Below are 26,192 nucleotides of genomic sequence, written 5' to 3' on the forward strand. Positions count from 1 at the left end.
CGATTATCCCTTGACCGGGAAATAAAACCAGTCAACCGTTCAGATAGGAAGTCACGGCATGTTTCAGCCTTTATAATGCCCCATCATTTTCTATGGGCAATTGCACCCGACATGTCTGTTTCAGTTCGCGACGCCTTGCGCATGGCTGCGCTGTATGTGGTGCTCTCGGTCCTCTGCCTGACGCTGGCCGAGGTGGTGTTGCACGGCATGACCGACGACCCTCTTGCACTGAACGTGGGCCGGCAGATCAACCTGGTGGTCTGGGTGCTGCTCAGCGCTGTGCTGATCTATGTGTCGCGGGTACGGCTGCTCGACTTCATCGGGGTTGGCGCGCGTATGCGTGGCGAAGACCGTGAACGCCTGCGCATGGCTGCGGCGGTGTTCGACAGCACCCTCGAAGGCGTGCTGGTGACCGATCGCGATGGCCTGATCGTGCACGTCAACCGTGCCTTCATGCGCATCACCGGCTACCAGCAGGACGAGGTCATCGGCCAGCGCCCGAACAAGTTCAAGTCGGGTCGCCATGGCCTGGCGTTCTACCAGCAGATCTTCGCCACCCTGGCGGAAAAGGGCGAGTGGAGCGGCGAAATCTGGAACCGGCGCAAGAGCGGTGAAATCTACCCGCAGTGGCAGACCATTTGCGCCATCCGTGACGATGAAGGCGAGCTCAGCCACTACGTGGCGGTGTTCAGCGACATCAGCGCGATCAAGCATTCGGAACAGGAACTGGCCTACCTGGCCCACCACGACCCACTGACCGGTCTGCCCAACCGCTTGCTGTTCAACGACCGGGCCGAGCAGGCCCTGGCCGCAGCCCAGGCCAACAAGCGCGGTTGCGCCTTGCTGCTGCTGGACCTGGATCACTTCCAGAGCATCAACGACGGCCTTGGCCACACCATCGGCGACCAGTTGCTGAAGCTGGTTGGCGAACGCCTGGGCGAGGTGCTGGGCAGCGGCGTGACCCTGGCGCGCCTGGGGGGCGACGAATTCGGCGTGCTGGCGGAAAACTGCCATGAGGTCGGCCAGGCGGGCAAGCTGGCGCAGGGCATCATCGAGCGCATGCGCGAGCCGTTCGTGTTCGACGGCCACCGCCTGTTCATCAGCGTCAGTGTGGGCATCAGCCTGTTCCCCAGCGATGCCTTGAGTGCCGAGCAGTTGCTGCGCAATGCCGACTCGGCGTTGTACAAGGCCAAGAGCAACGGGCGAGCCTGCTATGCGCTGTATACCGAAGAGCTGACCGCTCACGCCCAGCACAGGGTCGAAACCGCCGGCGAGCTGCGCCGCGCCCTGGAGCAGGACGAGCTGCGGGTGTTCTACCAGCCGGTGCACGACCTGGCGACCGGCCGCCAGGTTGGCGTCGAAGCCCTGGTGCGTTGGCAGCATCCCCAGCGCGGCCTGGTGCCACCGGGTGAGTTCATCCCGATTGCCGAGCGCACCGGGCTGATTGCCGAGATCGACGCTTGGGTACTGCGCCAGGCATGTCGGCAGATGGTGCGATGGCAGGGTGAAGGGCGGCAGTTGGCGTTCGTGGCGGTGAACATCTCCAGCCGCCTGTTTGGCCAGCCCGAGTTGTACCAGCAGGTGGCCGAGGTGCTGCACGACACCGGCCTGGACCCGGCCGTGCTGGAGCTGGAGGTGACCGAGAGTGCGGTGATGGAGGACCCGGAGGTGGCGCTGGAGCAGCTGCACCGCTTGCGCGAGCTGGGGGTGACCCTGGCCATCGACGACTTCGGCACCGGTTATTCATCGCTGCTGCGGCTGAAACGCTTGCCGGTGCAGAAGCTGAAGATCGACCAGGGCTTCGTTGCCGGGTTGCCGCTGGATGAGGACGACATCGCGATTGTCCGGGTGATCATAGCCCTGGCCCGCAGCATGGGCATGCAGGTGCATGCCGAAGGTATCGAGCAGGCGGAGCAGGCCAGCTTCCTGCTACAGGAGCTGTGTCAGCTGGGGCAGGGGTACTGGTTCGGGCGACCGGTGCCTGCCGAGGATCTGCACTGGGGTTGAGGGCCTCTTCGCGGGTAAACCCGCTCCCACAGGTACTGCACAGGGTTTGATGGCTGTGATATCCCTGTGGGAGCGGGTTTACCCGCGAAGAATTCAACGCTTGTTCAAGCCTTTCGCCAAGCGGTCCCCACCCAGCTGGATCAACGCCACCAGCGCCACCAGCATGGCAATCACGGTCAGCATGATCTGGCTATCGAAACGCTGGTAGCCATACCGGTAGGCAATATCCCCCAAGCCCCCGGCACCGATCGCTCCGGCCATGGCCGAGGAGTTGATCAGGGTCACCAGGGTAATGGTGAAGCCCCCCACGATCCCCGGCAGCGCCTCTGGCAGCAGCACATGCCAGACGATGTGCCAGCGTCGGCAACCCATGGCCTGCGCAGCTTCCACCAGGCCGTGGTCGACTTCGCGCAGGCTGACCTCGGCAATCCTCGCGAAGAACGGCGTGGCGGCAATGGTCAGCGGCACCACCGCGGCCCACACGCCATAGGTGGTACCCACCACCAAGCGGGTGAAGGGGATCAGCGCGACCATCAGGATCAGGAACGGAATCGAGCGGAACAGGTTGACGAAGGCACCCAGCACCCGGTTCAACAGCGGCGCCTCGAAAATCCCGCCCTTGTCGCTGGTGACCAGCAGCACCGCCATCGGTACCCCCACCAGCAGCGCGATCAGCGACGACACGCCAACCATCAGCAGGGTATCGAGCAAGCCTTCCAGCAGGCGATCAAACCACATGGCCCAGTACCTCCACGTCCTCGGCCCAGCGGTGGGCGCGTTCCAGCAATTGATGGGTGTCGTGCGGCGAGTGCTGCACTGACAGGATCAACTGCCCCAGAGCATGCTCGCCTATGGTCTCCACACCGCCCTGCAGCAGGCGCACGCGGCCGCCAAGGTCGTTGAACAGGGCAGACAGTTCGGGCTCGCCGAGCAGGGTCAGCCTCAGCACCACGGCACTGTCGCGGCTTGCCGGGCTGGCCCGCAGGCTGGCTTGCAGCGCAGCTGGCAACCTGGCTTGCAACGGTGCCAGCAGGGTACGGGTGACCTCGTGGCGTGGTGAGCCAAATACCCGCCAGACTTCACCTTGCTCCACCACTTCGCCACGTTCCAGCACCACCACCCGGTGGCAGATATCGCGAATTACCGCCATCTCGTGGGTGATCAGCACGATGGTCAGGCCCAGGCGCTGGTTGATATCGCGCAGCAGTTCCAGAATGGAAGCGGTGGTTTCCGGGTCCAGCGCCGAGGTGGCCTCGTCGCATAGCAGGATCTCGGGGTCATGCACCAATGCCCGGGCAATGCCCACGCGCTGCTTCTGCCCGCCGGACAGCTGCGCCGGGTACACGTGGTGCTTTTCCTGCAGGCCGACCAGCTCCAGCAGTTCGCGCACCTTGCGCTGGCGTTCGGCCTTGGCCACGCCGGCCACCTTCAGGGGCAGCTCGACGTTCTGCCACACGGTCTTGGCCGACATCAGGTTGAAGTGCTGGAAGATCATGCCGATGCGCCGGCGCAGGGCTACCAGGTGGTCCTCGTCGAAGGGCGCGATGTCCACCTGATCTATCAGCACCCGGCCCTGGCTGGGTTGCTCCAGACGGTTGATGGTGCGCAGCAGCGATGACTTGCCGGCGCCACTGCGGCCGATGATGCCGAAGATTTCGCCATGGCGGATGTTCAGGTCGATGCCTTGCAAGGCCGGTTGCGCCTGGCCCGGGTAGGTCTTGCCCAGGCCGATGAAGCGCACATGGGCTTCATTGACCTCCGGGCGCAAGGCCTGCTCCCTGGCCGTTGGCGGCAGTGCTTGTATGGTAGGCGCCCGGAGCGCGCTGGCCTGGCTCATGTCAGCCCTCCCAACCGGCCTGGTAGAGCTTGCCGTGGGCTTTGTCCAGGGCTGCGCGTACTACCGGTGAGTGCTGGTAGATGTCGACGAACCTGGCCAGGCGAGGGTCATCCTTGCTTTGCGGGCGAATGACGAACTGGATCACGTATTCCTTGTTCTCCAGGCCGTCGAACAGCAGTGCGGAGCCGGCGTCGAAGCTGTTGGCCAGGCGGATGTAGGCCGGGTAGCCCTGCACCAGGTCGGCGTCGTCATAGGCACGTACCAGCTGCACAGCCTCTACCTGAAGGATCTTCAGTTTTTTCGGGTTGGCGACGATGTCGTCCTCGGTGGCCTTGTAGCCCACTCCAGGCTTGAGGGTGATCAGCCCGGCCTTGGCCAGCAGCTGCAGGCCACGGCCGCTGTTGATCGGGTCGTTGGCGATGGCCACGCTGGCGCCTTCGGGCAGGTCGGCGAAGCTCTTGTACTTTTTCGAGTACAGGCCGACGTTGTTGATGATGCCGGGGGCGTAAGGCACCAGGTTGAAGCCTGCAGCTGCCTTGGCGTTCTCCAGGAACGGGATGTGCTGGAAGTAGTTCACGTCGATGTCGCCGCTGTTGAGGCTGACATTGGGGGCGATCCAGTCGCTGAACTCGACCAGCTTCACTTCCAGGCCTTGCTTGTGCGCTTCTTCCACTGCGGCTTCCAGCGGGATGGCAAAGGCCGAGGTGGTGCCGATCTTCAGCGGTTCGGCAGCCAACGCGCTGGCAGACAGGCCAAGGGTGAGAGCAATGGCCGCGACGGGCCGGAACAGTTTATCAAGCATGGTGCAGGGCTCCAGTCGGGGCAGGGGTAGAGGGAAAGCGGTAAGCCGAGCCAGGGTGGTCGGCGGGCAGGTGCGGGTGGTCGGCCTGGAACAGTTTTTCGCGCAGGGTGCCTTCGGCGTAGGCGGTCTTGTAGCGGCCACGTTTTTGCAACTGCGGGATGACCAGGTCGATGAAGTCCTCGAAGCTTTCCGGGGTTACGGTGCGGGTCAGGTTAAAACCGTCCAGGCCGGTTTCATCGATCCAGGCGATCAACTGCTCGGCCACCTGCTCGGGCGCGCCGACCAGGGTCACGTAACGGCCACCCAGGGCGTGCTGCTGCAGCAGGCGCCGGCGGGTCCAGGCGTTGTCCTGCAACTGGCGCGTGGCCGACTGGATGGCGTTGCCCTGGCTGAAGGCAATAGGCTCGTCCAGGGCGTAGGCGGCGAAGTCGATGCCGGTGGACGCTGCGAAATGCGCGACCCCGGCCTCGGCGCTGGCATGGCGCAGGTACTCGGCATGCTTGGCCTGGGCCTGCTGCTCGGTGGCGGCGACGATCACCGTGATGCCCATGAACACCTTGACCGCCTGCGGGTCGCGGCCAGCGGCCTGGGTGGCGGCGCGCACCTTGTCGACCTGGGCGCGCGTGGCGGCCTTGTCCTGGCCACTGATGAACACGCATTCGGCATGGTTACCGGCGAAGGCCAGGCCACGCTGCGAGCTGCCGGCCTGGAACAGTACCGGTGTACGCTGTGGCGAGGGCTCGCACAGGTGGTAGCCGTCGACCTTGTAGAACTCGCCCTGGTGGTTGACCTTGCGCACCTTTTCGGGCCTGGCATAGACGCGCTGCTGGCGGTCGGCGACCACGGCATCGTCGGCCCAGCTGCCTTCCAGCAGTTTGTACAGTACCTGCAGGTATTCGTCGGCCTGGTCGTAGCGACGGTCATGCTCGGGTTGCTGCGTCAGGCCCATGGCCCGAGCGGCGCTGTCGAGGTAGCCGGTGACGATGTTCCAGCCCACCCGGCCATTGCTCAGGTGGTCCAGGGTGGAAAGGCGCCGGGCGAACAGGTATGGCGCCTCGTAGGTGAGGTTGGCGGTAAGGCCGAAGCCCAGGTGGCGGGTAACGGCGGCCATGGCCGAGACCAGCAGCAGCGGGTCGTTTACCGGCAGCTGGATGGACTCCTTGAGGGTGACGTCCAGCGACTGACCGTAGATGTCGTAGGTGCCGACGATGTCGGCGATGAACAGCCCGTCGAACAGGCCGCGCTCCAGCAGGCGCGCCAGGCTGGTCCAGTAGTCCAGGGTCTTGTACTGGGTCGAGGTGTCCCGTGGGTGGGTCCACAGGCCGTGGTTGATGTGCCCGATGCAGTTCATGTTGAAGGCATTGAGCAAGATCTGCTTGGCCATCAGATGGTCCCCCGACGTGGTGGGTTGGCATCGTTCAGGTAGTAGTTGCCGATGGCGTGGTACTTCCAGCGCACCGGGTCGTGCAAAGTGTGCACGCGGGCGTTGCGCCAGTGGCGGTCGAGGTTGTGTTCGGCCAGGGTGGCCTGGCTACCGCCCAGTTCGAACAGCGTGGTGCCGGCCGCGAGGGAAATCTCGGTGCTGATGGCGCGGGCCTCGGCCACCGCGATGGATGCGGCAGCCACGTTGTCGGCAGTGCTGTCGTCACGGGCGCGGTCCAGGTATTCGCCGGCGCGCTCCAGCAAGGCTTCGGCGGCGTGCAGGCGGATCGCCAGGTGGCCGAAGCTCTTCAGCGTCAGCGGGTCATCGCTGGCCTCGTCCAGGCCGGAGTCGACCCAAGGGCGGCTGCGGGTGCGCACGAAGTGCAGGGCATCTTCGTATGCGGCGCGAGCGATGCCGGTGTCGATGGCCGCATGAAGGATCTGCGCCAGCGGGCCGACCGGGGTGGGGCGTTCGAAGGCGCTCTGGAACGGCACCACATCGTTGGCGTTGACATAAACGTTGTCGAACACCACCGAGCCGCTGCCTGTGGTGCGCTGGCCAAAACCGCTCCAGTCGTCGATAACCTTCAGGCCCTGGCTGTCGGCCGGGACGAAGGCCAGGTGCTGCACGCCCTGTTCATCGACCACCGAAGTGGGAATGCGCTGGGCGTAGATGGCGCCGGTGGAGTAGAACTTGCGGCCGTTGATGCGAAAGCCATCGCCGTCGCGGGTCAGGCGAGTGGTGCGCTCGTTGGCGGTCTTGGTGCCCAGTTCGGCCAGAGCGTTGCCGAAGCGCTTGCCCGCCAGTACTTCGGCGTACAGGCGTTGTTGCTGTTCAGGCGTGCCGTTTACCCGCAGCACTTCCAGTGCATAGAAATGGTTTTGCGGGATCTGCCCGAGCGAGCCGTCGGCCTGAGCGATGCGGGCGATGACCTTGGCCAGGGTGATGTTGGACACGCCGGCCCCGCCAAAGGCCTTGGGCACGCTGATGGCCCACAGGCCGGAGCGGGTGAACAGTTCCAGTTCGGCGTGCGGCAGGCGGCGCTCGCGGTCGCGCAGGGCGCTGTCGCGGCGTAGTTGTTGGGCGACTTCTTCGGCGACCGCCAGGGCTTCGGTGTCGCTGGTGATGATGTTTGTAGTCATGGTGTGTCTCCGGGGCCTTGGGGCCGCTTTGCGGCCCTTTCGCGACACAAGGCCGCTCCCACAGGGAACCGCGCACTACTTGTGGGAGCGGCCTTGTGTCGCGAAAGGGCTGCGCAGCAGCCCCAAAGGCTACAAATCAGATCCAGGAATGCCGCGCGGGCAAGGTGCCGTTGAGGTGGTAAGCGCCAACCGCGTGGTATTTCCAGCGCACCGGGTCATGCAGGGTGTGCACCCGGGCATTGCGCCAGTGGCGGTCGAGGTTGAACTCGGCAAGGGTGGCGCGGCTGCCGGCCAGTTCGAACAGCTTTTCGCTGGCCTGCAGGGCAATTTCGGTCGTTAGTACCTTGGCCTCGGCCACCGCGATCGACGCCCGTGCTGCGCTGGCGGCATCCACCGGTGCTGCATTGACCTCGTCGAGCACCCGCGCGGCCTTGCGCAGCAGGGCTTCGGCGGCGTGCAGTTCGAGCTTCAGGCGGCCGATATCGGCGATCACATAGGGGTCGTCGCTGGCGCGGTCGACCTTGGCCTCGATCCATGGCCGGGCTTTTTCGCGCACGAAGCTGATGGCGTCTTCGATCGCCGCTTCGGCAATGCCGGCATCGATCGCCGCCTGGATCAGCTGCGAGGCCGCGCCCTGGATGTTGGGAGTGTCGCGCTGGCGCCAGTTGTCGATCACCAGGTCGGCATCCACCGGTACCTGGTCGAGCAGCACGGTGCCGCTGGCAGTGGTGCGCTGGCCGAACCCGGACCAGTCATCGACGATGCGCAGCCCCGGGCTGCCTCGGCGTACGAATGCCAGGCGCTGGCGACCTTCGTCGTCGAGTGCCTTGACCGCCACCCAGTGGGCGAACAGGGCGCCGGTGGAATAGAACTTCTCGCCGCTGATGCGATAGCTGTCGCCGACGCGGGTGATCCTGGCCTTGAGGGTCAGGGTGTCCTTGGTGCCGCGTTCTGGGCCTGCATTGCCGATGCGCCAGCCGTCGAGCACGCTGCGGAAGATAACCGCCTGCTGTGCCTCTGTGGCGGTCAGGCGCAGCAGTTGCAGCATGCCGAACTGGTTCTGCGGGATCTGCCCCAAGGCCGGGTCGGCGGCGCTGATCACGCGGAATACTTCGGCCACGGTCTCGAACGAAACATCCGGGCCGCCATGGGCCTTGGGTACGCTGATGCTGCCCAGGCCGCTGCGGGTGAACAGTTCGATCTCGGCCCATGGCAGTTTGCGTTGCTGGTCGCGGCGGGCGGCCTGCTCGCGAGCGACCTCGGCCAGTTCGCGGGCTGCTTGCAGGGCTTCGGCGTCGTTGCGCAGTACCTTGGCCGGCAGCAGCAGTGGCGAACTGTCGAGATCGCTGTGGAGTTGGGTATTGGGTTGGCTGGACATCAGTACCGCTCCTTGGCTGCACTCAATGCCCTGGCGTTACGCACTGGGGTGATTGTGATCCTGACCATTCCTGACCTCACAAAAAATGAATGCCGCTACAGCTGATCGCGACAGATATGTGCTGGTCCGGTGGTCCGGTTCATATACCCTAATGCTTTATAAAAGGTTTATGAACTAACACTTTGGAATATGTATAGAAGGAGGGATTTGCTACAGATGTGCCGGCCTCTTCGCGGGTAAACCCGCTCCCACAGGGGCCTCCACAGGTTTTGAGAGCTGTGGAGGTTCTCTGTGGGAGCGGGTTTACCCGCGAATAGGCCAGTGCAGGCTTACTCGGAGGCAGCAGTACCGAGGAACTTGCGCAGGAACTGCCGGGTACGCTCTTGCTTCGGCGCCGCAAACAGCGCCTTGGCCTCGCCCTGTTCCACGATCACGCCCTTGTCGAAGAAGATCACCCTGTTCGCCACATCCCGGGCAAAGCTCATCTCGTGGGTAACGATGATCATGGTGCGCTTTTCCTCGGCCAGGCCGCGGATGGTCGCCAGCACTTCACCTACCAGTTCGGGGTCCAGCGCCGAGGTTGGCTCGTCGAACAGGATCACCTCCGGCTCCATGGCCAGGGCGCGGGCGATGGCCACCCGTTGCTGCTGGCCACCGGACAGGCGCCGCGGGTAGGCGTCTTCCTTGCCCGCCAGGCCGACCTTGGCCAGCAGGCGCCGGCCCAGTTCCATGGCCTGCTCGCGGGGCGTCTTCTTGACGATAACAGGCCCCTCGATCACGTTTTCCAGGGCGGTGCGATGAGGGAACAGGTTGAAGTTCTGGAACACGAACCCGGCCTGCTGGCGCAAGCGGCGAATCGCACTTTGCTGCCCTCCCAGCGGGCGGTTGGCGTCGATGCTGATGTCGCCGATCTGGATCTGCCCGGCATCGGGTGTTTCCAGCAGGTTCAGGCAACGCAGGAAGGTGGTCTTGCCCGAGCCGCTGGGGCCGATGATGGCCACCACTTCGCCGGGTTGCACGGTCAGGTCGATACCGTCGAGCACGGTCTGGCCCTTGAACTGCTTGGTCAGGCCTTTGACTTCAATCATGCTCAGTGCTCCTGGTCATGCTGGTTGACTCGCGCTTCCATGCGGTTCTGGAAGTGCGCGAGGATGCTGCACAGCACCCAGTAGATGACCGCCACCGCCACGTACATGGTGAACACTTCGAAGGTGCGCGCGGTAATCAGCTGGGCCTGGCGGAACAGTTCGGGCACCTGGATGGTCGCCGCCAGGGCGGTGTCCTTGACCAGCGAGATGAAGCTGTTGCCCAACGGCGGCAGTGCGGTGCGCAATGCCTGGGGAAGGATCGCCCGGCGCATGGCCTGGACGCGGGTCATGCCGATACTGGCGGCAGCCTCCCACTGGCCACGGTCGATCGAGGAAATCGCCGCGCGCAGGATTTCGCAGATGTAGGCGGCCATGTTCAGCGACAGGCCGATCAGCGATGCCGGGATCGGATCGAGCTCGATGCCGATCTGCGGCATGCCGAAGTAGATGACGAACAGTTGCACCAGCAGCGGCGTGCCGCGGAAGAACGACACGTAGACCCGCGCCAGCCAGTTCAGCGGCAAGATCTTCGACAGCCGCATCAGTGCCAGGGCAAACCCCAGCAGCAGGCCGAAGAACATGCCGCCAATACTGAGCAGCACTGTATAACCCGCGCCCTTCAGCAAGAAGGGCGCGGAGTCGACAACGAGTTGCAGGCTTTCAGCAATCATTTGGTGACATCGGCACCGAAGTATTTCTCGGACAGCTTGGCCAGCGTGCCGTCAGCCTTGAGCTTGTCCAGCGCCTTGTTGATCGCCGCCAGCAGTTCTGGCTCGCCCTTGCGCAGGGCCACGCCGCTTTCCAGGCGCGAGAAGGCATCGCCGGCCAGTTCGGTGTCCTTGGCTTTTTGCGCGTATTCCAGCGCAGCAAGGCGGTCGATCAGGATGGCGTCGATGCGGCCGTTGCGCAGGTCGGCAAACTTGCTAGGGTCGTCTTCATAGGTGCGCACATCGGCTTGCGGCACATCCTTCTTGACCCATTGCTCGTAGTTGGTGCCCAGGCCTACACCGACCTTCTTGCCTGCCAGGTCTGCGGCCTTGTGGATATTCAGCTGCTCGGCCTTCTTCTTCAGGATCAGCGCCTGGATGCCGGAGATGGTGTAAGGCTCGGAGAAGTCATACTTCTTCTTGCGCTCTTCGGAAATGGTCACCTGGTTGATCACTACGTCCAGGCGCTTGGACTCCAGTGCGGCGAGGATGCCGTCCCACTTGGTCGGCTGCACCTTGGCCTTTACCCCGAGTTCCTTGGCCAGCAGTTCGGACAGTTCCACTTCGAAGCCGGTCAGCTTGCCGTTTTCGTCCTGGAAGCTGAACGGTGGGTAGGTGCCTTCGAGGCCGACGTTGATCACGCCTTTTTCCTGGATGGTCTTCAGTTGCTCGCCGGCGAAGGCCTGGCTGAGCAGGCCGGCACCCAGCAAGAGAGCCAGGCTGGCGTTGAGTAGCGGTTTGGCGAATTTCGACATTTCAGAGCCCCGCGCTTGTTGTGGAAGTAGTGGGTGGCGACTATAGGTGCGGCTGCTTAGGCCAGGAAATACTAAAAAATTATTTTGTTATTCCCTTTTTTGTTTTTGCCAGGTGCTGGCTGCTTTGAGGGTAGGCGAGGTTGCCTGCTTCGTCATCGCGGCTTATGCCTGACTTAGCGCAGGATGGAATAAAGCGTTGTTTTTTCCAAGGGACGGATTGTCGTAGAGTGGTTTTATGTAGGCAGGCATGGCCCTTTCGCGGGTAAACCCGCTCCCACAGGGACTCCACAGATCTTGTGCCTCCTGGGGTCCCTGTGGGAGCGGGTTTACCCGCGAAAGGGCCGGCCCTGCCGATAAAAATAGTTGGCCTCTTCAGGCAGGAGAAAACCGTGAGCGAACAACCTTCATCCGGGCACTGGCAGTTGCAGAGCATCGTCACCGGCCTGCGCGGCGCGCGTGAACAATGGCGTACCCGCAACGGCCGCAGCATTGGCGAGCAAGGCGGGCGTGAGCTGCCTTCGCGCGAGGCGATGCGGCAGGTTCTGGAGCAACTGTGCGGCGCGCTGTTCCCGATGCGCCTTGGCCCGGTCGACCTGCGCGAAGAAAGCGAAGACTTCTACGTCGGCCATACCCTGGATGCCGCGCTGACCGCCTTGCTGGCCCAGGCCCGCCTGGAGCTGCGCTACGCCGCACGGCAAAGCAAAGGCGAGCTGGCCGGCGTCGATGCCCATGCGCTGAGCTTGGTGCAGGGCTTCGCCGCCGCTCTGCCGGGCCTGCGCGTGCTGCTCGACACCGACGTGCTGGCCGCCTACCACGGCGACCCGGCGGCGCGCAGTGTCGATGAAGTGCTGCTGTGCTACCCGGGCATCCTGGCGATCATTCATCACCGCCTGGCGCACCACCTGTACCAGGCCGGCCTGCCGCTGCTGGCGCGGATCAGCTCGGAGCTGGCGCATTCGGCCACGGGGATCGACATCCACCCCGGGGCGCAGATCGGCCCGAGTTTCTTCATCGACCACGGTACCGGCGTGGTGATCGGCGAAACCGCGATCATCGGCGAGCGCGTGCGCATCTATCAGGCGGTGACCCTGGGCGCCAAGCGCTTCCCCAGCGATGAGTCGGGCACCCTGCACAAGGGCTTGCCACGCCACCCGATCGTCGAGGACGATGTGGTTATCTATGCCGGGGCCACGGTGCTGGGGCGAATCACCATCGGCAAAGGCTCGACCATTGGCGGTAATGTGTGGCTGACCCGCAGCGTGCCGGCCGAGAGCAACATCACCCAGGCCAACCTGCAGCTGGATTGCCAGGACAAGAATTGATCTAGCATCTCTTCAGCCTGTACCGGCCTCTTCGCGGGCTTGCCCGCTCCCACAGAACCCCCACAGATTTTGAATTCTGTGCAGTATCTGTGGGAGCGGGTTTACCCGCGAAAGGGCCGGAACAGGAGGACACCAATCAGCGCCCCAATTCGCATTGAAATCCGATCCATGTTTAACTTGAACGCTTGTTCAATGAAAAACGCTGGTCCGCTGCCGGTGTTCAACAGGAGGATTCCTTTGCTGAACCCGTTCATTCCGAGCCTTACGTCATTCGACGAGGTGCGCCCCCAATGAGTGCACCGACCCCTTCCCTTGCCAATGGCAAGATCCGCATGAACCCTCCGGTGTTCTATTTCGCGGCAAGTTTCATCCTCATCTTCGGCCTGGTGGTCATTTCCTTTCCGCAAGCAGCAGGTGACTGGTTGCTGGCGGCGCAGAACTGGGCTGCCAACACGGTCGGCTGGTACTACATGCTGGCGATGACGCTGTACCTGGTCTTCGTGGTGGTCACCGCCTTGTCCGGCTACGGCAAGATCAAGCTCGGTGCCGACCACGACGAGCCCGAGTTCAGTTACCTGTCGTGGGCCGGCATGCTGTTCGCCGCCGGTATCAGCATCACCTTGTTCTTCTTCTGCGTCTCCGAACCCCTGACGCACATGCTGCAGCCGCCCCAGGGCGAAGCGGGCACGGCCGAGGCCGGGCGCCAGGCGATGCAGATCCTGTTCCTGCACTGGGGCCTGCATGGCTGGGGCGTGTTCGCCTTCGTCGGCATGGCCCTCGCCTATTTCGCCTACCGGCACAACCTGCCGCTGGCCTTGCGTTCGGCGTTGTACCCGCTGATCGGCAAGCGCATCAACGGGCCGATCGGCTATGCGGTGGACGGCTTCGGCATCATCGCCACGGTGTTCGGCCTGGGTGCCGACATGGGGTTTGGCGTGCTGCACCTGAACGCCGGCCTCGACTACCTGTTCGGCATCGACCACAGCCAGTGGGTGCAGGTGCTGCTCATCACACTGATGATGGGCGCGGCGGTGGCGGTCGCCGTCGCCGGGGTGGAGAAGGGCGTGCGGGTGATGAGCGACATCAACCTGTTCCTGGCCTGCGCGCTGTTGCTGTTCGTGTTGTTCGCCGGGCCTACCCAGCATTTGTTCAACACGCTGATCCAGAACCTCGGCGACTACCTGGGTGCCTTGCCGCGCAAGAGCTTCGACGTCTATGCCTATGGCGAAAATCGCGACTGGCTGGGCGGCTGGACGGTGTTCTACTGGGCCTGGTGGATTGCCTGGGCGCCGTTCGTGGGCCTGTTCATCGCCCGCATCTCCCGTGGCCGCACAATCCGCGAGTTCGTCTTTGGCGTGCTGTTGATTCCGCTGGGCTTCACCTTGGCGTGGATGTCCATCTTCGGCAACAGCGCCCTGGACCAGGTCATCAACCACGGCATGACAGCGCTGGGCCAGTCGGCGCTGGATAATCCGTCGATGAGCCTGTACCTGCTGCTGGAGACCTACCCCTGGAGCAAGACGGTGATCGCCATGACGGTGTTCATCAGTTTCGTGTTCTTCGTCACCTCTGCCGACTCGGGTACCGTGGTGCTGTCGACCTTGTCGGCCAAGGGTGGCGATGCCGACGAGGACGGGCCGAACTGGCTGCGTATCTTCTGGGGGGCGATGACGGCGCTGATCACCAGTGCGCTGCTGTTCGCTGGCAGCATCGATTCGCTGAAATCGGCGGTGGTGCTGACCTCATTGCCGTTCTCGCTTATCTTGCTGTGCATGATGTGGGGGCTGCACAAGGCGTTCTACCTGGAGTCGCAACGGCAGATCGCACAGATGCATTCGCTGGCCCCGTTCGCCCAGTCACGCCGCGGCCGTGGCGGCTGGCGCCAGCGCCTGAGCCAGGCGGTGCACTTCCCGTCGCGTGATGAGGTGTACCGCTTCATGGACGACGTGGTGCGCCCGGCAATTGCCGATGTGCGTGAAGTGTTCGAACAGAAGGGCCTGGTGCTGATTACCCAGGACGACCCGAGCCATGACAACGTCAGCCTGAAGATTGGCCATGGCGAGGAACAGCCGTTCATTTACCAGGTGCAGATGCGTGGCTACTTCACGCCATCGTTCGCCCTGGGTGGGCTGGGTACGCAGGAGTTGAAGAACCGCCGTTACTACCGGGCGGAGGTGCACCTGAGCGAAGGCAGCCAGAACTATGACCTGGTGGGCTACAGCAAAGAGCAGATCATCAACGACATCCTCGACCAGTACGAGCGGCACATGCAGTTCCTGCATCTGGTCAGGTAATAACCTGTACCGGCCTCTTCGCGGGTAAACCCGCTCCCACAGGTACGGCGCTGGTTTTGAAGCCTGTGTAGCACCTGTGGGAGCGGGTTTACCCGCGAAGAGGCCGGTACAGGCAAAAACTAGAAGGGCGCATCCCCGAGGATGGTCGCCCGATGCATCACCCGCCGGTTCGGTCGGTAGTCATCCACGGCAAAATGCTGGGTCACGCGGTTGTCCCAGAACGCCACGTCATTCTCCTGCCACCGCCAGCGAATGCTGAACTCCGGCCGCGTCGCATGGGCGAACAGCAGTTTCAGCAGCGCCTCGCTTTCCAGCTCGCTCAGCTCATTGATGCGCGTGGTGAACCCCTCATTGACGAACAGCGCCTTGCGCCCGCTCACCGGATGCGTGCGCACCACCGGATGCGACAGCGGCGGGTTGTTGCGCCGGGTTGCTTCCCAGCGCGCCAGGTCTTCCGGCGTGGTACCAAAGCGCTCCAGCGGGAACGACTTGGTGAAGTCATGGGTGGCGGTCAGCCCGTCGAGCATCTCGCGCAGCGGTGCCGACAAGGCTTCGAAGGCAGCGATGCCGCTGGCCCACAAGGTATCGCCACCGTAGGCCGGCAACTGCTTGGCGCTGAGCACCGCGCCCAGGGCCGGGGTCGGCAGGAAGGTCACATCGGTGTGCCACACCGCGTTGTCGCGCACATCGGTCACCGCTGTGTCGAGGATCAGTACCTGCGGGGTTTCCGGAACGTTGGGGTAGATCGGGTGGATATGCAGGTCGCCGAAGCGGGCGGCAAAACGCGCCTGCTGCTGCGGGTTGATCGGCTGGTCGCGGAAGAACAGCACCTGGTGTTGCAGCAGTGCCTGCTCGATGGCGTCACGTTCTTCGACGGTGATATCACGGCTGATGTCCACGCCGCTGATCTGGGCGCCAAGCGCCGGGCTGAGGGGGGTGATGGTCAGGCTCATGTCGGTCTCTTCAATCAGGCGCCAGGCTGCTGGCGTGGTCAACAGGGTTCAGTGGCTCTGCCCGTGCCAAGGCACCAGCTTGCGTTGCAGGGCACGCAGGCCCATTTCCAGGGCGAAGGCGATCAGGGCGATCAGCAGGATGCCCAGCACCACCACATCGGTAACCAGGAACTGTGCCGCCGACTGCACCATGAAGCCCAGGCCGCTGGTGGCGGCGATCAGTTCGGCGGCCACCAGGGTCGACCAGCCGACCCCAAGGCCAATTCGGATGCCGGTGAGGATGTCGGGCAGGGCGCTGGGCAGGATCACATGACGGATCAGCTGGGCCTTGGTCGCGCCCAGCGACTGCGCGGCACGCAGCTTGGCCGGGTCGACCGTGCGCACACCGGTGGCGGTGGCAATGGCGATGGGGGCGAAGATTGCCAGGTAGATCAGCAGCACCTTGGACAGCTCGCCGATGCCGCACCAGATGACGATCAGCGGCAAGTAGGCCAACGGCGGGATCGGCCGGTAGAACTCGATCAGCGGGTCGAGAATGCCGCGGGCCACGCGGTTGTAGCCGATGGCGATACCCACCGGGATGGCGGTGAGGGTGGCCGCCAGCAGGGCCACGCCGATGCGCCCCAGGCTGGCACCCAGGTGCTGCCACAGGCTGGCATCCATGTAGCCTTGGGTCAGCAAGGTCCCGGCCTTGGCCAGGATGTCGGCGGGCGAGGGCAGGAACAGCGGCTCGATCCAGCCGGCCGCTGTCACCAGCCACCAGGCCAACAGCAAGCTGGCCAGGGTCAGGGTGCTGATCCAGCGGGTGGGCAGGGTGCGGCGCAGCTTGGTGGCTGGCCGGGGTTGGGGGTTGTGTTTGCCGGCGACCGGCAGGTCCAGGCTGCTCATGCGCGCTCCTGCAGGTTTTGACGTTGGGAGAACACCCGCGCCAGTACGTGTTCGCGAGTTTCGATGAAGGCCGGGTCGGACTTGATCGCCCGCGCCGGTTCACCGGCTGCGTACCGCTGGCCGAAGTCCAGTTGCAGGCGCTCCACCACGCGCCCCGGGTTGGGCGCCAGCAGTACCAGCTCGCTGGCAAGAAACACTGCTTCTTCGATGTCGTGGGTAATAAGGAACACCGGCTTGGCGGTGCGTTGCCATACCTGCAGCAACAGCTCCTGCATCTGCTCGCGGGTGAAGGCATCAAGTGCGCCGAACGGTTCGTCCATCAGCAGCACCCGTGGGTTGGCTGCCAATGCCCGAGCCAGGCCGACGCGCTGCTTCTGGCCACCGGACAATTGCCAGATACGCCGTTCGCCAAAGCCTTCGAGGTCGACCAGGGCCAGCATTTCGCGAGCCTTGGCTTCACGCTCGGCGCGCGGCACGCCGGCCAGTTCCAGGCCGAATGCGACGTTGCCCAGCACGTTCTGCCAGGGCAGCAGCGCATCGTCCTGGAACACTACGCCGCGCTCGGCACCGGGGCCCTGGACGGGCACGCCGTCCAGGGTGATGCGCCCGCCGCTGGGGGCGACGAAGCCGGCGATGAGGTTGAGCAGCGAGGTCTTGCCGCTGCCGGAAGGCCCCAGGGCCACCAGCAGTTGGCGTGGCCCCAGGCTCAGGTTGATGTCGGCCAGTACCGGGGTTTCGGCACCGGGGTACTGTGCGCTGATGCGCTCCAGTTCGAGCAAGGCCATGGCAGGCTCCGGTCGGTTTTCTACAGGCTTAGTTGGGGAGGTACTGGGCGCTGACGTACGGTGAGTAGTCCGGCAGTACCGCGTCGACCTTGCCTTGCTGCTTGAGGAAGGTGGCCGTGTCGGTCAGCGCCTGGGTGGTCGGCGCGCCCAGTGCGTTGGCCTGGTCGGCGGCCAGCGGGTAGACGTTGCCCTGCAGCAGCACCGGGATGTCAGCAGGCTTGGCGCCCGACAGTTTGGCCAGCTTGCTCACGTTGTCGGGGTTGGCCAGCCAGGCTTGCGGGTTTTTGCGGTAGTCGGCGTAGGCGTCAAGGGTGACCTTGGCAAAGGCCTTGACCACGTCGGGGTGCTTGGCGGCGAAGTCCTTGCGCACGATCCATGCGTCGAAGGTCGGCGCACCTTTCTTGGCCAGCTCGCCGGAGGTGATCAGCACCTTGCCGTTTTCCTTGGCCACGCCCAGGGCCGGGTCCCAGACGTAGGTGGCGTCGATATCGCCGCGCTTCCAGGCAGCAATGATTGCCGGCGGCGCCAGGTTGAGGATCTGCACCTTGGACGGGTCGATGTTCCAGGTCTTCAGCGCAGCCAGCAGGCTGTAGTGGCCGGTGGAGACGAACGGCACGGCGACCTTCTTGCCGACCAGGTCTTGCGGAGTCTTGATGCTGTCGCGGGCGACCAGTGCTTCACCGGCGCCAATCTGCGTGGCAATCAGGAAGGTCTCGACCGGCAGCTTGCGGGTGGCTGCGGCGGCCAACGGGCTGGAGCCCAGGTAGCCGATCTGCACATCGCCGCTGGCTACGGCGGTGATCACGTCGGCGCCGTTGTCGAACTTGCGCCAGTCGATGCTGGCCTTGCTGGCTTTTTCGTAGTTGCCATCGACCTGCGCCACCTTGGCTGGGTCGACGGTGGTCTGGTAGGCCACGGTGAGGTCTGCGGCCTGGGCCAACCAGCTGGCGCTGGCGAGGGTCAGGGCGGCGAACAGGCGCAGCGGAGCGTGCGGGATCATGGTGAACCTCTCGTCAGGCAATCGGGTGTGATGGATGGCGAGAAGGCTAAATGATCTAAGAAAACTAAAATAAATAACTTTTTTGCATTAGCTTAGGAGCCAATTGCTAATCCATGCCACCGTAGTGCGACCGATGTGGGAGCGGGCGTGCCCGCGAACACCGGCGACGCCGGTGCCATCCACCGCGTCGCCTGCTTCGCGGGCATGCCCGCTCCCACATCGATCGCATTACGGCGCGACTCGGGGTGATTTCGCTCAATGGCGAAACCAGAGACCGCTGCTAGGCTTTTCCGTCCCGATAGAACGATCCGGAATTAGGTTATGAGCAAACGTTTGCAAATAACCTTTAGTTATGACAATGGCCGTTGATACAACGAAATGCAGTAACAGTTCCTAACATATTCCGTAAAAATCTTAGCAATTCATAAAACGGTCATTTTGGATTTATAGGATTGTCATTATCCTGTAGCGCAGCTGGCGTCTTAGACCAAAGTCGCGAAACGTTTAGAAACGATTGACTTCATGGTCACGCTTTGGGACTAAATCGCCAATCCACGGTGAGCGGGGCAGCAGATCCCACCGCCAGAGATACACAAAAATTAGAACGTAGAGGAGCAAAACATGTACAAGTCCAGCCTGGCCCTGGCCGTGGCACTGGGGGTTCTCGCCCAACAAGCAGGCGCTGCCGGTTTCGTTGAAGACAGCAAACTGTCGCTCAGCTCGCGCACCATGTACTTCAACGACGACAACCGTGAAAGCGGTATCGACCAGAAAGAAAGCGGTCAGGGCTTCAAGCTCGACTACCTGTCTGGCTTCACCGAAGGCACCGTGGGCTTCGGTGTCGATGTTCAAGCGCTGTGGGGCATTCACCTGGATGGTGGCCGTGGCAGCCGTCCTGATGCCAACAATACTTTCTTCCCAAGCGACTCCGATGGTTCGGCAGTCCACGACTGGGCACGCATTGGTGGTAACGCCAAGGCTCGCTTCTCCAAGACCGAGGTCCACTACGGTAGCGCCCTGGCGCCTATGCTGCCGATCCTGGTGTCCAACGACGGCCGTCTGCTGCCGCAGACCTTCGAGGGTGGCACCCTTCAGTCGAAGGAAATCGACAACCTGACCCTCAACGCAGGTCAATTGACCCACGCCATGGGTCGTGCTTCGAGCAACCGTACCGGTCTGTCGGTTTCGGGTGCCTTCCGCGACAGCAACAAGTTCCAGTTCGCCGGTGGTGACTACAAGCTCACTCCAGACCTGACCCTGCAGTACTACTACTCGAACCTGGAAGACTTCTACAAGCAGCACTTCCTGGGTGCCACTCACGTCTTCAAGATCGCCGACAACCAGTCGTTCAAGACCGACCTGCGCTACTTCGATAGCCGCAGCGACGGCAAGAATGGCGAGACCGGTTACGCCTTCGACAACAACGGTGGCTACGCGAAAAACGCGGGCGAGGTCGACAACAAGACCTGGAGCGCCATGTTCACCTACACCCTGGGTGGCCACGCGCTGATGCTCGGTCACCAGCAAGTGGGTGACGATGGTGGTTTCGTCTGGCTGAACCAGGGTAGCGTCCGCAAGGACGGCTCCACTTCCTCGCTGGAAGGCAATGGTGGCGCAAGCTTCTACCTGTTCACTGACAGCATGATCAACCAGTTCGCTCGCGCCGGTGAAAACACCACTTTCGGTCAGTACTCCTATGACTTCGCGGCTCTGGGCGTTCCAGGCCTGAAGGCTTCGGTGGCCTACCTGCGTGGTGACGATGTCCGCAACAAGTCGGGCGACGGCAGCTACAACGAATGGGAACGCGACGCACGCGTCGACTACACCCTTCAGCAAGGCGCTCTCAAAGGCCTGGGCTTCAGCCTGCGTCAAGGTGTCTACCGTGGTAGCGGTGAGAGCGCTTTGGACAAAGACCAGACTCGCTTCATCGTGAACTACACTTACAACTTCCTGTAAGCCGTAGCTGAACAAGAAGCCTCGCCTAGTGCGAGGCTTTTTCATGCCTGCAATTCCGTATGCCTTATGGTTATAAATAAATCAGTATTTATTCTTTTTATTTTTAATCGAATGCAGGCACATTGAACCTACACGGTACAGAACCCAGCACAGGAGCCGCAGCCCATGAGCCTAAAACTCGGCGATATCGCCCCCGATTTCGAACAGGATTCCAGCGAAGGCAAGATCCGCTTCCACGAGTGGCTGGGCAACAGCTGGGGGGTTCTGTTCTCCCACCCGGCCGACTTCACCCCGGTTTGCACCACCGAGCTGGGCCTGACCGCCAAGCTGAAGGACGATTTCGCCAAACGCGGTGTCAAGGCCATTGCCCTGTCGGTAGACCCGGTCGATTCGCACCACCGCTGGATCGATGACATCAACGAAACCCAGAACACCGTGGTCAACTTCCCGATCATCGCCGACGCCGACCGCAAGGTGTCCGACCTGTACGACCTCATCCACCCGAACGCCAGCGACACCCTGACCGTGCGCTCGCTGTTCGTCATCGACCCGAACAAGAAGGTGCGCCTGACCATCACCTACCCGGCCAGTACCGGGCGCAACTTCAACGAAATCTTGCGGGTGATCGACTCGCTGCAGCTGACCGACAACCACAAGGTCGCCACGCCAGGGAACTGGCAGGACGGTGACGATGTGGTGATCGTGCCGTCGCTGAAGGATGAGGAAGAGATCAGGCAGCGCTTCCCCAAGGGTTACCGGGCGGTCAAACCCTATCTGCGGCTGACCCCGCAGCCCAATCGCTAAAGGATTCCTCGTTGCATTGCTCTTAGCCATAGCAGGGATATTCGGGCCGTTTCGACGGCCCTTTTTTATGCCTGCTGAAACTGCATGGGCTTCTTCGCGGGTAAACCCGCTCCCACAGGGATAACGGAAGCCCCAGGCCTGGTGCGGTCCCTGTGGGAGCGGGTTTACCCGCGAAAGGGCCAAAATAGGAAATTGATAAAAATGGAATAAACAAATGAAAAAATATGATTTCTAGATATATGCGTCGGCTGTTAATGTCACCTCCAACAGAACACAAGGAAGCGCTGCAATGCTGGTCGTATCAATCGGTGGAAGCCCCAGTACCCGTTCACGCTCCGGCGTGCTGCTGGAGCGTTCTCGCCAGTGGCTGCAGGACCAGGGCGTCGAGGTAGTGACGTTCCAGGTACGTGACTTTCCCGCCGAAGACCTGCTGCACGCCCGTTTCGACAGCCCGCAGGTGCAGCACTTCCAGCAGCTGGTGGCCCAGGCCGATGGCCTGATCGTCGCCACTCCGGTGTACAAGGCCTCGTTCGCCGGTGCCCTGAAAACCTTGCTCGACCTGCTGCCCGAACGCGCCCTGGCACACAAGATCGTGTTGCCAATCGCCACCGGCGGCAGCATCGCCCACATGCTGGCGGTGGATTACGCACTGAAACCCGTGCTGTCGGCACTCAAGGCGCAAGAGACCCTGCAAGGGATCTTCGCCGACGACAGCCAGGTCGCCTACGCAGAAGGCAGCAGACCCGCGCAGCTGGCAGCGGCGCTGGAAGAACGCCTGCAGGACGCGCTGGAAACCTTCCATGTTGCGCTGGCCCGCCGGCCGCGCCCCGTGGCTCCCGGCGTATTGAACGAACGCCTGATCAGCGCTCGCTGGAGCATCTGACTGGCTTGACCCGCTTCACCACCTTACTCGCCCGACAACGAGGCAAGCAGGTGCAACCCGAACCCACTCGCACAGGAGAGCGCCATGCGCACAGTCTTCTTGCGTCGCGGTCTGGTCGCCCTGTTTGCGGCGGCTGTGTCCTTCGGCGCCATTACCCAAGCCCAGGCCGAGAGCCTGCGTATCGGTTACCAGAAATACGGCACCCTGGTGCTGCTCAAGGCCAAGGGCACGCTGGAAAAGCGCCTGGCCGAGCAGGGCGTGCAGGTGCAATGGACCGAGTTCCCCGGCGGCCCGCAACTGCTTGAAGGGCTGAACGTTGGCTCCATCGATTTTGGCGTGACCGGCGAAACCCCACCGGTGTTCGCCCAGGCTGCCGGTGCCGACCTGCTGTACGTCGCCTACGAGCCGCCAGCGCCGCACAGCGAGGCGATCCTGGTGCCGAAGGGCTCGCCCATCCAGTCGGTCAAAGACCTCAAGGGCAAGAAAGTCGCTCTCAACAAAGGCTCCAACGTCCACTACCTGCTGGTTCGCGCCCTGGACGACGCAGGCCTGAAATACAGCGATATCCAGCCGGTGTACCTGCCCCCGGCCGATGCCCGGGCCGCCTTCGAGCGCGGCAGCGTGGATGCCTGGGTGATCTGGGACCCGTACCAGGCTGCCGCCGAGAAACAGCTGCAGGCTCATGCCTTGCGCGACGGCAAGGGCCTGGTCGACAACCATCAGTTCTACCTGGCCACTCGCAACTACGCGACCCAGCACCCGGCGGTGATCAACACCCTGATCGAAGAAGTGCGCGCCGTGGGTGAATGGTCCCGGGCCAACCCGCAGGAAGTGACCGACCAGGTCGCACCGCTGCTCGGCCTGCCCGCCGACATCACCCTGACCTCGGTCAAGCGCCAAGGCTACGGTGCCGCGCCGCTCACCCCGGAAGTGGTGGCTGCGCAACAGAAGATCGCTGACACGTTCCAGGCACTGAAGCTGATTCCCAAGCCGCTGAGCATCAAGGACGTGATCTGGACACCCCCGGCCAAGGTCGCCAGTGCGCCTTGATTGATTTGCCTGCGCCGGGGCGTCGCCCTGGCTGAGCCCCCTTGAGGAGACAACTCCAATGAGCCTGAACATCTTCTGGTTTCTTCCTACCCACGGTGACGGCAAGTACCTGGGCACCTCCGATGGCGCGCGCGCCGTCGACCATGGCTACCTGCAGCAGATCGCCCAGGCGGCCGACCGGCTTGGCTTTGGTGGCGTGCTGATCCCTACCGGGCGTTCCTGCGAGGATTCCTGGCTGGTTGCGGCATCGCTGATACCGGTGACCCAGCGCCTGAAGTTCCTGGTCGCCCTGCGCCCCGGAATCATTTCGCCGACCGTGGCGGCACGCCAGGCAGCAACCCTTGATCGCCTGTCCAACGGCCGCGCGCTGTTCAACCTGGTGACCGGTGGCGACCCGGACGAGTTGGCCGGTGACGGCCTGCACCTGAACCATCAGGAACGTTATGAAGCCTCTGTGGAGTTCACCCGTATCTGGCGCAAGGTGCTGGAAGGCGAAGTGGTCGACTACGACGGCAAGCACATCCAGGTGAAGGGCGCCAAGCTGCTCTATCCGCCAATCCAGCAACCACGCCCGCCACTGTATTTCGGCGGCTCCTCCGAAGCCGCACAGGACCTGGCCGCGGAGCAGGTCGAGCTGTACCTGACCTGGGGCGAGCCGCCGAGTGCGGTCGCTGAAAAAATCGCCCAGGTGCGTGAGAAAGCTGCCGCCCAGGGCCGCCAGGTGCGCTTCGGCATCCGCCTGCACGTGATCGTGCGGGAAACCAACGAAGAAGCCTGGGCCGCTGCCGACAAACTCATTTCGCACCTGGACGACGACACCATCGCTCGCGCCCAGGCCTCGCTGGCGCGCTTCGACTCGGTCGGCCAGCAACGCATGGCAGCCCTGCACAACGGCAACCGTGACAAGCTGGAGGTCAGCCCCAACCTGTGGGCTGGTGTCGGCCTGGTGCGTGGTGGTGCCGGCACCGCGCTGGTGGGTGACGGCCCGACCGTCGCGGCGCGGGTCAAGGAGTACGCCGAGCTGGGTATCGATACCTTCATCTTCTCCGGCTACCCGCACCTGGAAGAGTCGTACCGGGTGGCCGAGCTGCTGTTCCCGCACCTGGATGTGCAACGCCCGGAGCAAGCCAAGACCGGTGGTTATGTGAGCCCGTTTGGCGAAATGGTGGCCAACGACATCCTGCCCAAGTCCGTTGCGCAGAGCTGAGGACCAGGCCATGAGTCGTGCAACCTCCAACAACCTAGGCCAGCGCCTGGCACCATGGGCGCTGCCGGTACTGCTGCTGGCCGTCTGGCAGCTGGCGGTCAGCGCCGGCTGGCTGTCGACGCGCATCCTGCCGGCGCCCAGCGCCGTGCTCAGTGCCGGCGTCGAGCTGGTGCGCAGCGGCGAGATCTGGACCCACCTGGCCATCAGTGGCTGGCGTGCCGGGCTGGGTTTCCTCATCGGTGGCAGCATCGGCCTGGTGCTGGGTTTCATCACCGGCCTTTCGAACTGGGGCGAACGCCTGCTCGACAGCTCGGTGCAGATGATCCGCAACGTGCCGCACCTGGCGCTGATCCCGCTGGTGATCCTGTGGTTCGGTATCGACGAGTCGGCAAAGATCTTCCTGGTCGCGCTGGGCACGCTGTTCCCGATCTACCTGAACACTTACCACGGCATCCGCAACGTCGACCCGGCGCTGGTGGAAATGGCGCGCAGCTACGGCCTGTCCGGCTTCAGCCTGTTCCGCCAGGTGATCCTGCCTGGGGCGCTGCCTTCGATCCTGGTAGGCGTGCGTTTCGCTCTGGGCTTCATGTGGCTGACCCTGATCGTTGCCGAAACCATTTCGGCCAGTTCCGGCATCGGCTACCTGGCAATGAACGCTCGTGAGTTCCTGCAGACCGACGTGGTGGTGCTGGCGATCGTCCTGTATGCCGTGCTCGGCAAACTCGCCGACCTCGCCGCCCGCGGCCTGGAACGTGTGTGGCTGCGCTGGCACCCGGCCTATCAAGTGGCGAAGAAGGAGGGCGCATGACCGTACTCAAGGAACAGCCGCCGCGCCTGCTGCGTGGCATCCCGCTGGCTTCCAGCGGCCTGCGCAAGACCTTTGGCCAGCGCGAAGTGCTCAAGGGCATCGAGCTACACATTCCTGCCGGTCAGTTTGTCGCCATCGTCGGCCGCAGTGGTTGCGGCAAGAGTACCTTGCTGCGCCTGCTGGCTGGTCTCGACCAGCCCACTGCAGGCCAGTTGCTGGCCGGTGCGGCGCCGCTGGAACAGGCCCGCGAAGAAACCCGCCTGATGTTCCAGGACGCACGCCTGCTGCCGTGGAAGAAGGTAATCGACAACGTTGGCCTGGGCCTGTCTGGCGACTGGCGCCCGCGTGCGCGGGAAGCTTTGGAGTCGGTTGGCCTAGCCGACCGCGCCAATGAATGGCCGGCGGCTCTGTCGGGTGGCCAGAAGCAGCGCGTGGCCTTGGCCCGGGCGCTGATTCATCAGCCGCGCCTGCTGCTGCTGGACGAGCCGCTCGGTGCGCTGGATGCATTGACTCGTATCGAGATGCAGCAACTGATCGAGCGCCTGTGGCGTCAGCACGGCTTCACCGTGTTGCTGGTTACCCACGATGTCAGCGAGGCAGTCGCCGTGGCTGACCGGGTGATCCTGATCGAGGATGGCGAGGTCGGGCTCGACCTCACTGTCGACCTTGCACGGCCTCGGGCGCGTGGTTCGCACCGCCTGGCCGCGCTGGAAAGCGAAGTGCTCAACCGTGTTCTGTCGGCCCCGGGCGCTGCGCCCGAGCCGGATCCTGTAGCCCCTTTGCCCACGCAACTGCGTTGGGCGCACTGAACCCCAGAAGCCAAAAGGAAGCAAATCATGACTATCAAAGCCATCAACGTTCGCAACCAGTTCAAAGGCACCGTGAAGGAAATCCTCGAAGGCCCGGTACTGTCGGAAATCGACGTGCAGACTGCCTCGGGCATCGTCACTTCGGTCATCACTACCCGCTCCGTGCGTGAGCTGGAGTTGCAAGTGGGTAGTGAAGTGATTGCCTTCGTGAAATCGACCGAAGTGTCTATCGCCAAGCTGTGATGGGCGTTGACCATGGGGCTGCTTGGCAGCCCTTCGCGGGCACGCCCGCTC

24 protein-coding genes are annotated in these 26,192 nt (G+C 63.4%); 11 read left to right on the forward strand and 13 right to left on the reverse strand.

The genetic code is table 11. The annotated features are described in order from the left end of the window. Positions 1 to 111 precede the first annotated feature (111 nt). Positions 112 to 2,007, forward strand: a complete 1,896-nt coding sequence (gene dibA / locus RIN61_RS12860; protein ID WP_313857444.1) for a phosphodiesterase DibA — start codon at positions 112 to 114, stop codon at positions 2,005 to 2,007. A gap of 93 nt (positions 2,008 to 2,100) precedes the next feature. Here the strand turns inward: dibA and RIN61_RS12865 are convergent, their stop codons facing one another. The 9 genes from RIN61_RS12865 to tcyJ form a co-directional block, all read right to left on the reverse strand. Next, complete coding sequence (locus RIN61_RS12865; RefSeq protein ID WP_008096606.1) at positions 2,101 to 2,745, reverse strand: methionine ABC transporter permease; 645 nt, start codon at positions 2,743 to 2,745, stop codon at positions 2,101 to 2,103. Continuing rightward, the gene (locus tag RIN61_RS12870; RefSeq protein ID WP_313857447.1) at positions 2,735 to 3,844 is read right to left on the reverse strand and encodes a methionine ABC transporter ATP-binding protein; all 1,110 of its coding nucleotides are present in this window, start codon (positions 3,842 to 3,844) and stop codon (positions 2,735 to 2,737) included. Before RIN61_RS12870 ends, RIN61_RS12865 begins: the two co-directional genes overlap by 11 nt. Position 3,845: 1 nt before the next feature. Further along, entirely contained in the window at positions 3,846 to 4,646 is an 801-nt protein-coding gene (locus RIN61_RS12875; RefSeq protein ID WP_196181228.1) for a MetQ/NlpA family ABC transporter substrate-binding protein, read from the reverse strand. After that, positions 4,639 to 6,030 carry an LLM class flavin-dependent oxidoreductase gene (locus tag RIN61_RS12880; RefSeq protein WP_313857451.1) on the reverse strand — a complete coding sequence of 464 codons (1,392 nt, stop codon included), beginning with the start codon at positions 6,028 to 6,030 and terminating at the stop codon, positions 4,639 to 4,641. The genes RIN61_RS12875 and RIN61_RS12880 overlap by 8 nt, the downstream gene beginning before the upstream one ends. Next, positions 6,030 to 7,211: an SfnB family sulfur acquisition oxidoreductase gene (locus RIN61_RS12885; RefSeq protein WP_313857454.1), complete on the reverse strand. Its 1,182-nt coding sequence runs from the start codon at positions 7,209 to 7,211 to the stop codon at positions 6,030 to 6,032. The genes RIN61_RS12880 and RIN61_RS12885 overlap by 1 nt, the downstream gene beginning before the upstream one ends. 136 nt (positions 7,212 to 7,347) lie before the next feature. Next, on the reverse strand, positions 7,348 to 8,589 hold the full coding sequence (locus tag RIN61_RS12890; RefSeq protein WP_112251284.1) for an SfnB family sulfur acquisition oxidoreductase: 1,242 nt from the start codon (positions 8,587 to 8,589) through the stop codon (positions 7,348 to 7,350). Positions 8,590 to 8,918: 329 nt separating this feature from the next. Next, positions 8,919 to 9,677 carry an L-cystine ABC transporter ATP-binding protein TcyN gene (tcyN, locus tag RIN61_RS12895; protein ID WP_112251285.1) on the reverse strand — a complete coding sequence of 253 codons (759 nt, stop codon included), beginning with the start codon at positions 9,675 to 9,677 and terminating at the stop codon, positions 8,919 to 8,921. 2 nt (positions 9,678 to 9,679) lie between these two features. Further along, the gene (tcyL, locus tag RIN61_RS12900) at positions 9,680 to 10,348 is read right to left on the reverse strand and encodes a cystine ABC transporter permease (RefSeq protein ID WP_252378459.1); all 669 of its coding nucleotides are present in this window, start codon (positions 10,346 to 10,348) and stop codon (positions 9,680 to 9,682) included. Continuing rightward, on the reverse strand, positions 10,345 to 11,139 hold the full coding sequence (tcyJ, locus tag RIN61_RS12905; protein ID WP_015268587.1) for a cystine ABC transporter substrate-binding protein: 795 nt from the start codon (positions 11,137 to 11,139) through the stop codon (positions 10,345 to 10,347). Before tcyJ ends, tcyL begins: the two co-directional genes overlap by 4 nt. Before the next feature lie 389 nt (positions 11,140 to 11,528). On the opposite strand from tcyJ, the gene epsC reads away from it, so the two are divergent. Together epsC and betT are read left to right on the forward strand one after the other, a co-directional pair. Then, positions 11,529 to 12,461: a serine O-acetyltransferase EpsC gene (gene epsC / locus RIN61_RS12910; RefSeq protein ID WP_112251286.1), complete on the forward strand. Its 933-nt coding sequence runs from the start codon at positions 11,529 to 11,531 to the stop codon at positions 12,459 to 12,461. A gap of 332 nt (positions 12,462 to 12,793) precedes the next feature. Then, a complete protein-coding gene (betT, locus tag RIN61_RS12915; RefSeq protein ID WP_166674205.1) occupies positions 12,794 to 14,755 on the forward strand; it encodes a choline transporter BetT in 1,962 nt (653 codons plus the stop codon). Positions 14,756 to 14,874: 119 nt separating this feature from the next. On the opposite strand, the gene tauD is transcribed toward betT, so the two are convergent. The 4 genes from tauD to tauA are packed head-to-tail and all read right to left on the reverse strand — an operon-like array spanning position 14,875 to position 18,381. Beyond that, the gene (gene tauD / locus RIN61_RS12920; protein WP_112251288.1) at positions 14,875 to 15,708 is read right to left on the reverse strand and encodes a taurine dioxygenase; all 834 of its coding nucleotides are present in this window, start codon (positions 15,706 to 15,708) and stop codon (positions 14,875 to 14,877) included. A gap of 48 nt (positions 15,709 to 15,756) precedes the next feature. Beyond that, entirely contained in the window at positions 15,757 to 16,596 is an 840-nt protein-coding gene (tauC, locus tag RIN61_RS12925; RefSeq protein WP_112251289.1) for a taurine ABC transporter permease TauC, read from the reverse strand. After that, positions 16,593 to 17,381 (reverse strand): taurine ABC transporter ATP-binding subunit, encoded by a 789-nt coding sequence (gene tauB, locus RIN61_RS12930; protein ID WP_112251290.1) that lies wholly within the window; start codon positions 17,379 to 17,381, stop codon positions 16,593 to 16,595. The genes tauC and tauB overlap by 4 nt, the downstream gene beginning before the upstream one ends. A 28-nt stretch (positions 17,382 to 17,409) precedes the next feature. Next, positions 17,410 to 18,381, reverse strand: coding sequence for a taurine ABC transporter substrate-binding protein (tauA, locus tag RIN61_RS12935; protein WP_112251292.1), 972 nt, complete (start codon positions 18,379 to 18,381; stop codon positions 17,410 to 17,412). 621 nt (positions 18,382 to 19,002) lie between these two features. On the opposite strand from tauA, the gene RIN61_RS12940 reads away from it, so the two are divergent. The 8 genes from RIN61_RS12940 (at position 19,003) to RIN61_RS12975 (ending at position 26,141) form a co-directional block, all read left to right on the forward strand. Then, positions 19,003 to 20,337, forward strand: coding sequence for an OprD family porin (locus tag RIN61_RS12940; RefSeq protein WP_133978297.1), 1,335 nt, complete (start codon positions 19,003 to 19,005; stop codon positions 20,335 to 20,337). Between the two features lie 165 nt (positions 20,338 to 20,502). Next, positions 20,503 to 21,141 carry a peroxiredoxin gene (locus tag RIN61_RS12945; RefSeq protein ID WP_015268594.1) on the forward strand — a complete coding sequence of 213 codons (639 nt, stop codon included), beginning with the start codon at positions 20,503 to 20,505 and terminating at the stop codon, positions 21,139 to 21,141. A gap of 289 nt (positions 21,142 to 21,430) precedes the next feature. Next, entirely contained in the window at positions 21,431 to 22,024 is a 594-nt protein-coding gene (gene ssuE, locus RIN61_RS12950; RefSeq protein ID WP_112251296.1) for an NADPH-dependent FMN reductase, read from the forward strand. 84 nt (positions 22,025 to 22,108) lie between these two features. Continuing rightward, complete coding sequence (locus RIN61_RS12955; RefSeq protein WP_252378462.1) at positions 22,109 to 23,074, forward strand: sulfonate ABC transporter substrate-binding protein; 966 nt, start codon at positions 22,109 to 22,111, stop codon at positions 23,072 to 23,074. A gap of 58 nt (positions 23,075 to 23,132) precedes the next feature. After that, positions 23,133 to 24,281: an FMNH2-dependent alkanesulfonate monooxygenase gene (gene ssuD / locus RIN61_RS12960; RefSeq protein ID WP_207877586.1), complete on the forward strand. Its 1,149-nt coding sequence runs from the start codon at positions 23,133 to 23,135 to the stop codon at positions 24,279 to 24,281. Between the two features lie 10 nt (positions 24,282 to 24,291). Then, entirely contained in the window at positions 24,292 to 25,089 is a 798-nt protein-coding gene (gene ssuC, locus RIN61_RS12965) for an aliphatic sulfonate ABC transporter permease SsuC (protein ID WP_112251300.1), read from the forward strand. Then, positions 25,086 to 25,898 (forward strand): aliphatic sulfonates ABC transporter ATP-binding protein, encoded by an 813-nt coding sequence (ssuB, locus tag RIN61_RS12970; protein ID WP_207877583.1) that lies wholly within the window; start codon positions 25,086 to 25,088, stop codon positions 25,896 to 25,898. The genes ssuC and ssuB overlap by 4 nt, the downstream gene beginning before the upstream one ends. Positions 25,899 to 25,925: 27 nt before the next feature. Then, on the forward strand, positions 25,926 to 26,141 hold the full coding sequence (locus RIN61_RS12975; RefSeq protein ID WP_003255829.1) for a TOBE domain-containing protein: 216 nt from the start codon (positions 25,926 to 25,928) through the stop codon (positions 26,139 to 26,141). The last annotated feature ends 51 nt before the right edge of the window (positions 26,142 to 26,192 follow it).

Source organism: Pseudomonas inefficax, assembly GCF_032164165.1.
Classification (GTDB): domain Bacteria; phylum Pseudomonadota; class Gammaproteobacteria; order Pseudomonadales; family Pseudomonadaceae; genus Aquipseudomonas; species Aquipseudomonas inefficax.

Coding starts and splice junctions, on each gene's coding strand:
- dibA (WP_313857444.1), top strand. CDS start 112: ATGTCTGTTTCAGTTCGCGACGCCTTGCGCATGGCTGCGCTGTATGTG.
- RIN61_RS12865 (WP_008096606.1), bottom strand. CDS start 2,745: ATGTGGTTTGATCGCCTGCTGGAAGGCTTGCTCGATACCCTGCTGATG.
- RIN61_RS12870 (WP_313857447.1), bottom strand. CDS start 3,844: ATGAGCCAGGCCAGCGCGCTCCGGGCGCCTACCATACAAGCACTGCCG.
- RIN61_RS12875 (WP_196181228.1), bottom strand. CDS start 4,646: ATGCTTGATAAACTGTTCCGGCCCGTCGCGGCCATTGCTCTCACCCTT.
- RIN61_RS12880 (WP_313857451.1), bottom strand. CDS start 6,030: ATGGCCAAGCAGATCTTGCTCAATGCCTTCAACATGAACTGCATCGGG.
- RIN61_RS12885 (WP_313857454.1), bottom strand. CDS start 7,211: ATGACTACAAACATCATCACCAGCGACACCGAAGCCCTGGCGGTCGCC.
- RIN61_RS12890 (WP_112251284.1), bottom strand. CDS start 8,589: ATGTCCAGCCAACCCAATACCCAACTCCACAGCGATCTCGACAGTTCG.
- tcyN (WP_112251285.1), bottom strand. CDS start 9,677: ATGATTGAAGTCAAAGGCCTGACCAAGCAGTTCAAGGGCCAGACCGTG.
- tcyL (WP_252378459.1), bottom strand. CDS start 10,348: ATGATTGCTGAAAGCCTGCAACTCGTTGTCGACTCCGCGCCCTTCTTG.
- tcyJ (WP_015268587.1), bottom strand. CDS start 11,139: ATGTCGAAATTCGCCAAACCGCTACTCAACGCCAGCCTGGCTCTCTTG.
- betT (WP_166674205.1), top strand. CDS start 12,794: ATGAACCCTCCGGTGTTCTATTTCGCGGCAAGTTTCATCCTCATCTTC.
- tauD (WP_112251288.1), bottom strand. CDS start 15,708: ATGAGCCTGACCATCACCCCCCTCAGCCCGGCGCTTGGCGCCCAGATC.
- tauC (WP_112251289.1), bottom strand. CDS start 16,596: ATGAGCAGCCTGGACCTGCCGGTCGCCGGCAAACACAACCCCCAACCC.
- tauB (WP_112251290.1), bottom strand. CDS start 17,381: ATGGCCTTGCTCGAACTGGAGCGCATCAGCGCACAGTACCCCGGTGCC.
- tauA (WP_112251292.1), bottom strand. CDS start 18,381: ATGATCCCGCACGCTCCGCTGCGCCTGTTCGCCGCCCTGACCCTCGCC.
- RIN61_RS12940 (WP_133978297.1), top strand. CDS start 19,003: ATGTACAAGTCCAGCCTGGCCCTGGCCGTGGCACTGGGGGTTCTCGCC.
- RIN61_RS12945 (WP_015268594.1), top strand. CDS start 20,503: ATGAGCCTAAAACTCGGCGATATCGCCCCCGATTTCGAACAGGATTCC.
- ssuE (WP_112251296.1), top strand. CDS start 21,431: ATGCTGGTCGTATCAATCGGTGGAAGCCCCAGTACCCGTTCACGCTCC.
- RIN61_RS12955 (WP_252378462.1), top strand. CDS start 22,109: ATGCGCACAGTCTTCTTGCGTCGCGGTCTGGTCGCCCTGTTTGCGGCG.
- ssuD (WP_207877586.1), top strand. CDS start 23,133: ATGAGCCTGAACATCTTCTGGTTTCTTCCTACCCACGGTGACGGCAAG.
- ssuC (WP_112251300.1), top strand. CDS start 24,292: ATGAGTCGTGCAACCTCCAACAACCTAGGCCAGCGCCTGGCACCATGG.
- ssuB (WP_207877583.1), top strand. CDS start 25,086: ATGACCGTACTCAAGGAACAGCCGCCGCGCCTGCTGCGTGGCATCCCG.
- RIN61_RS12975 (WP_003255829.1), top strand. CDS start 25,926: ATGACTATCAAAGCCATCAACGTTCGCAACCAGTTCAAAGGCACCGTG.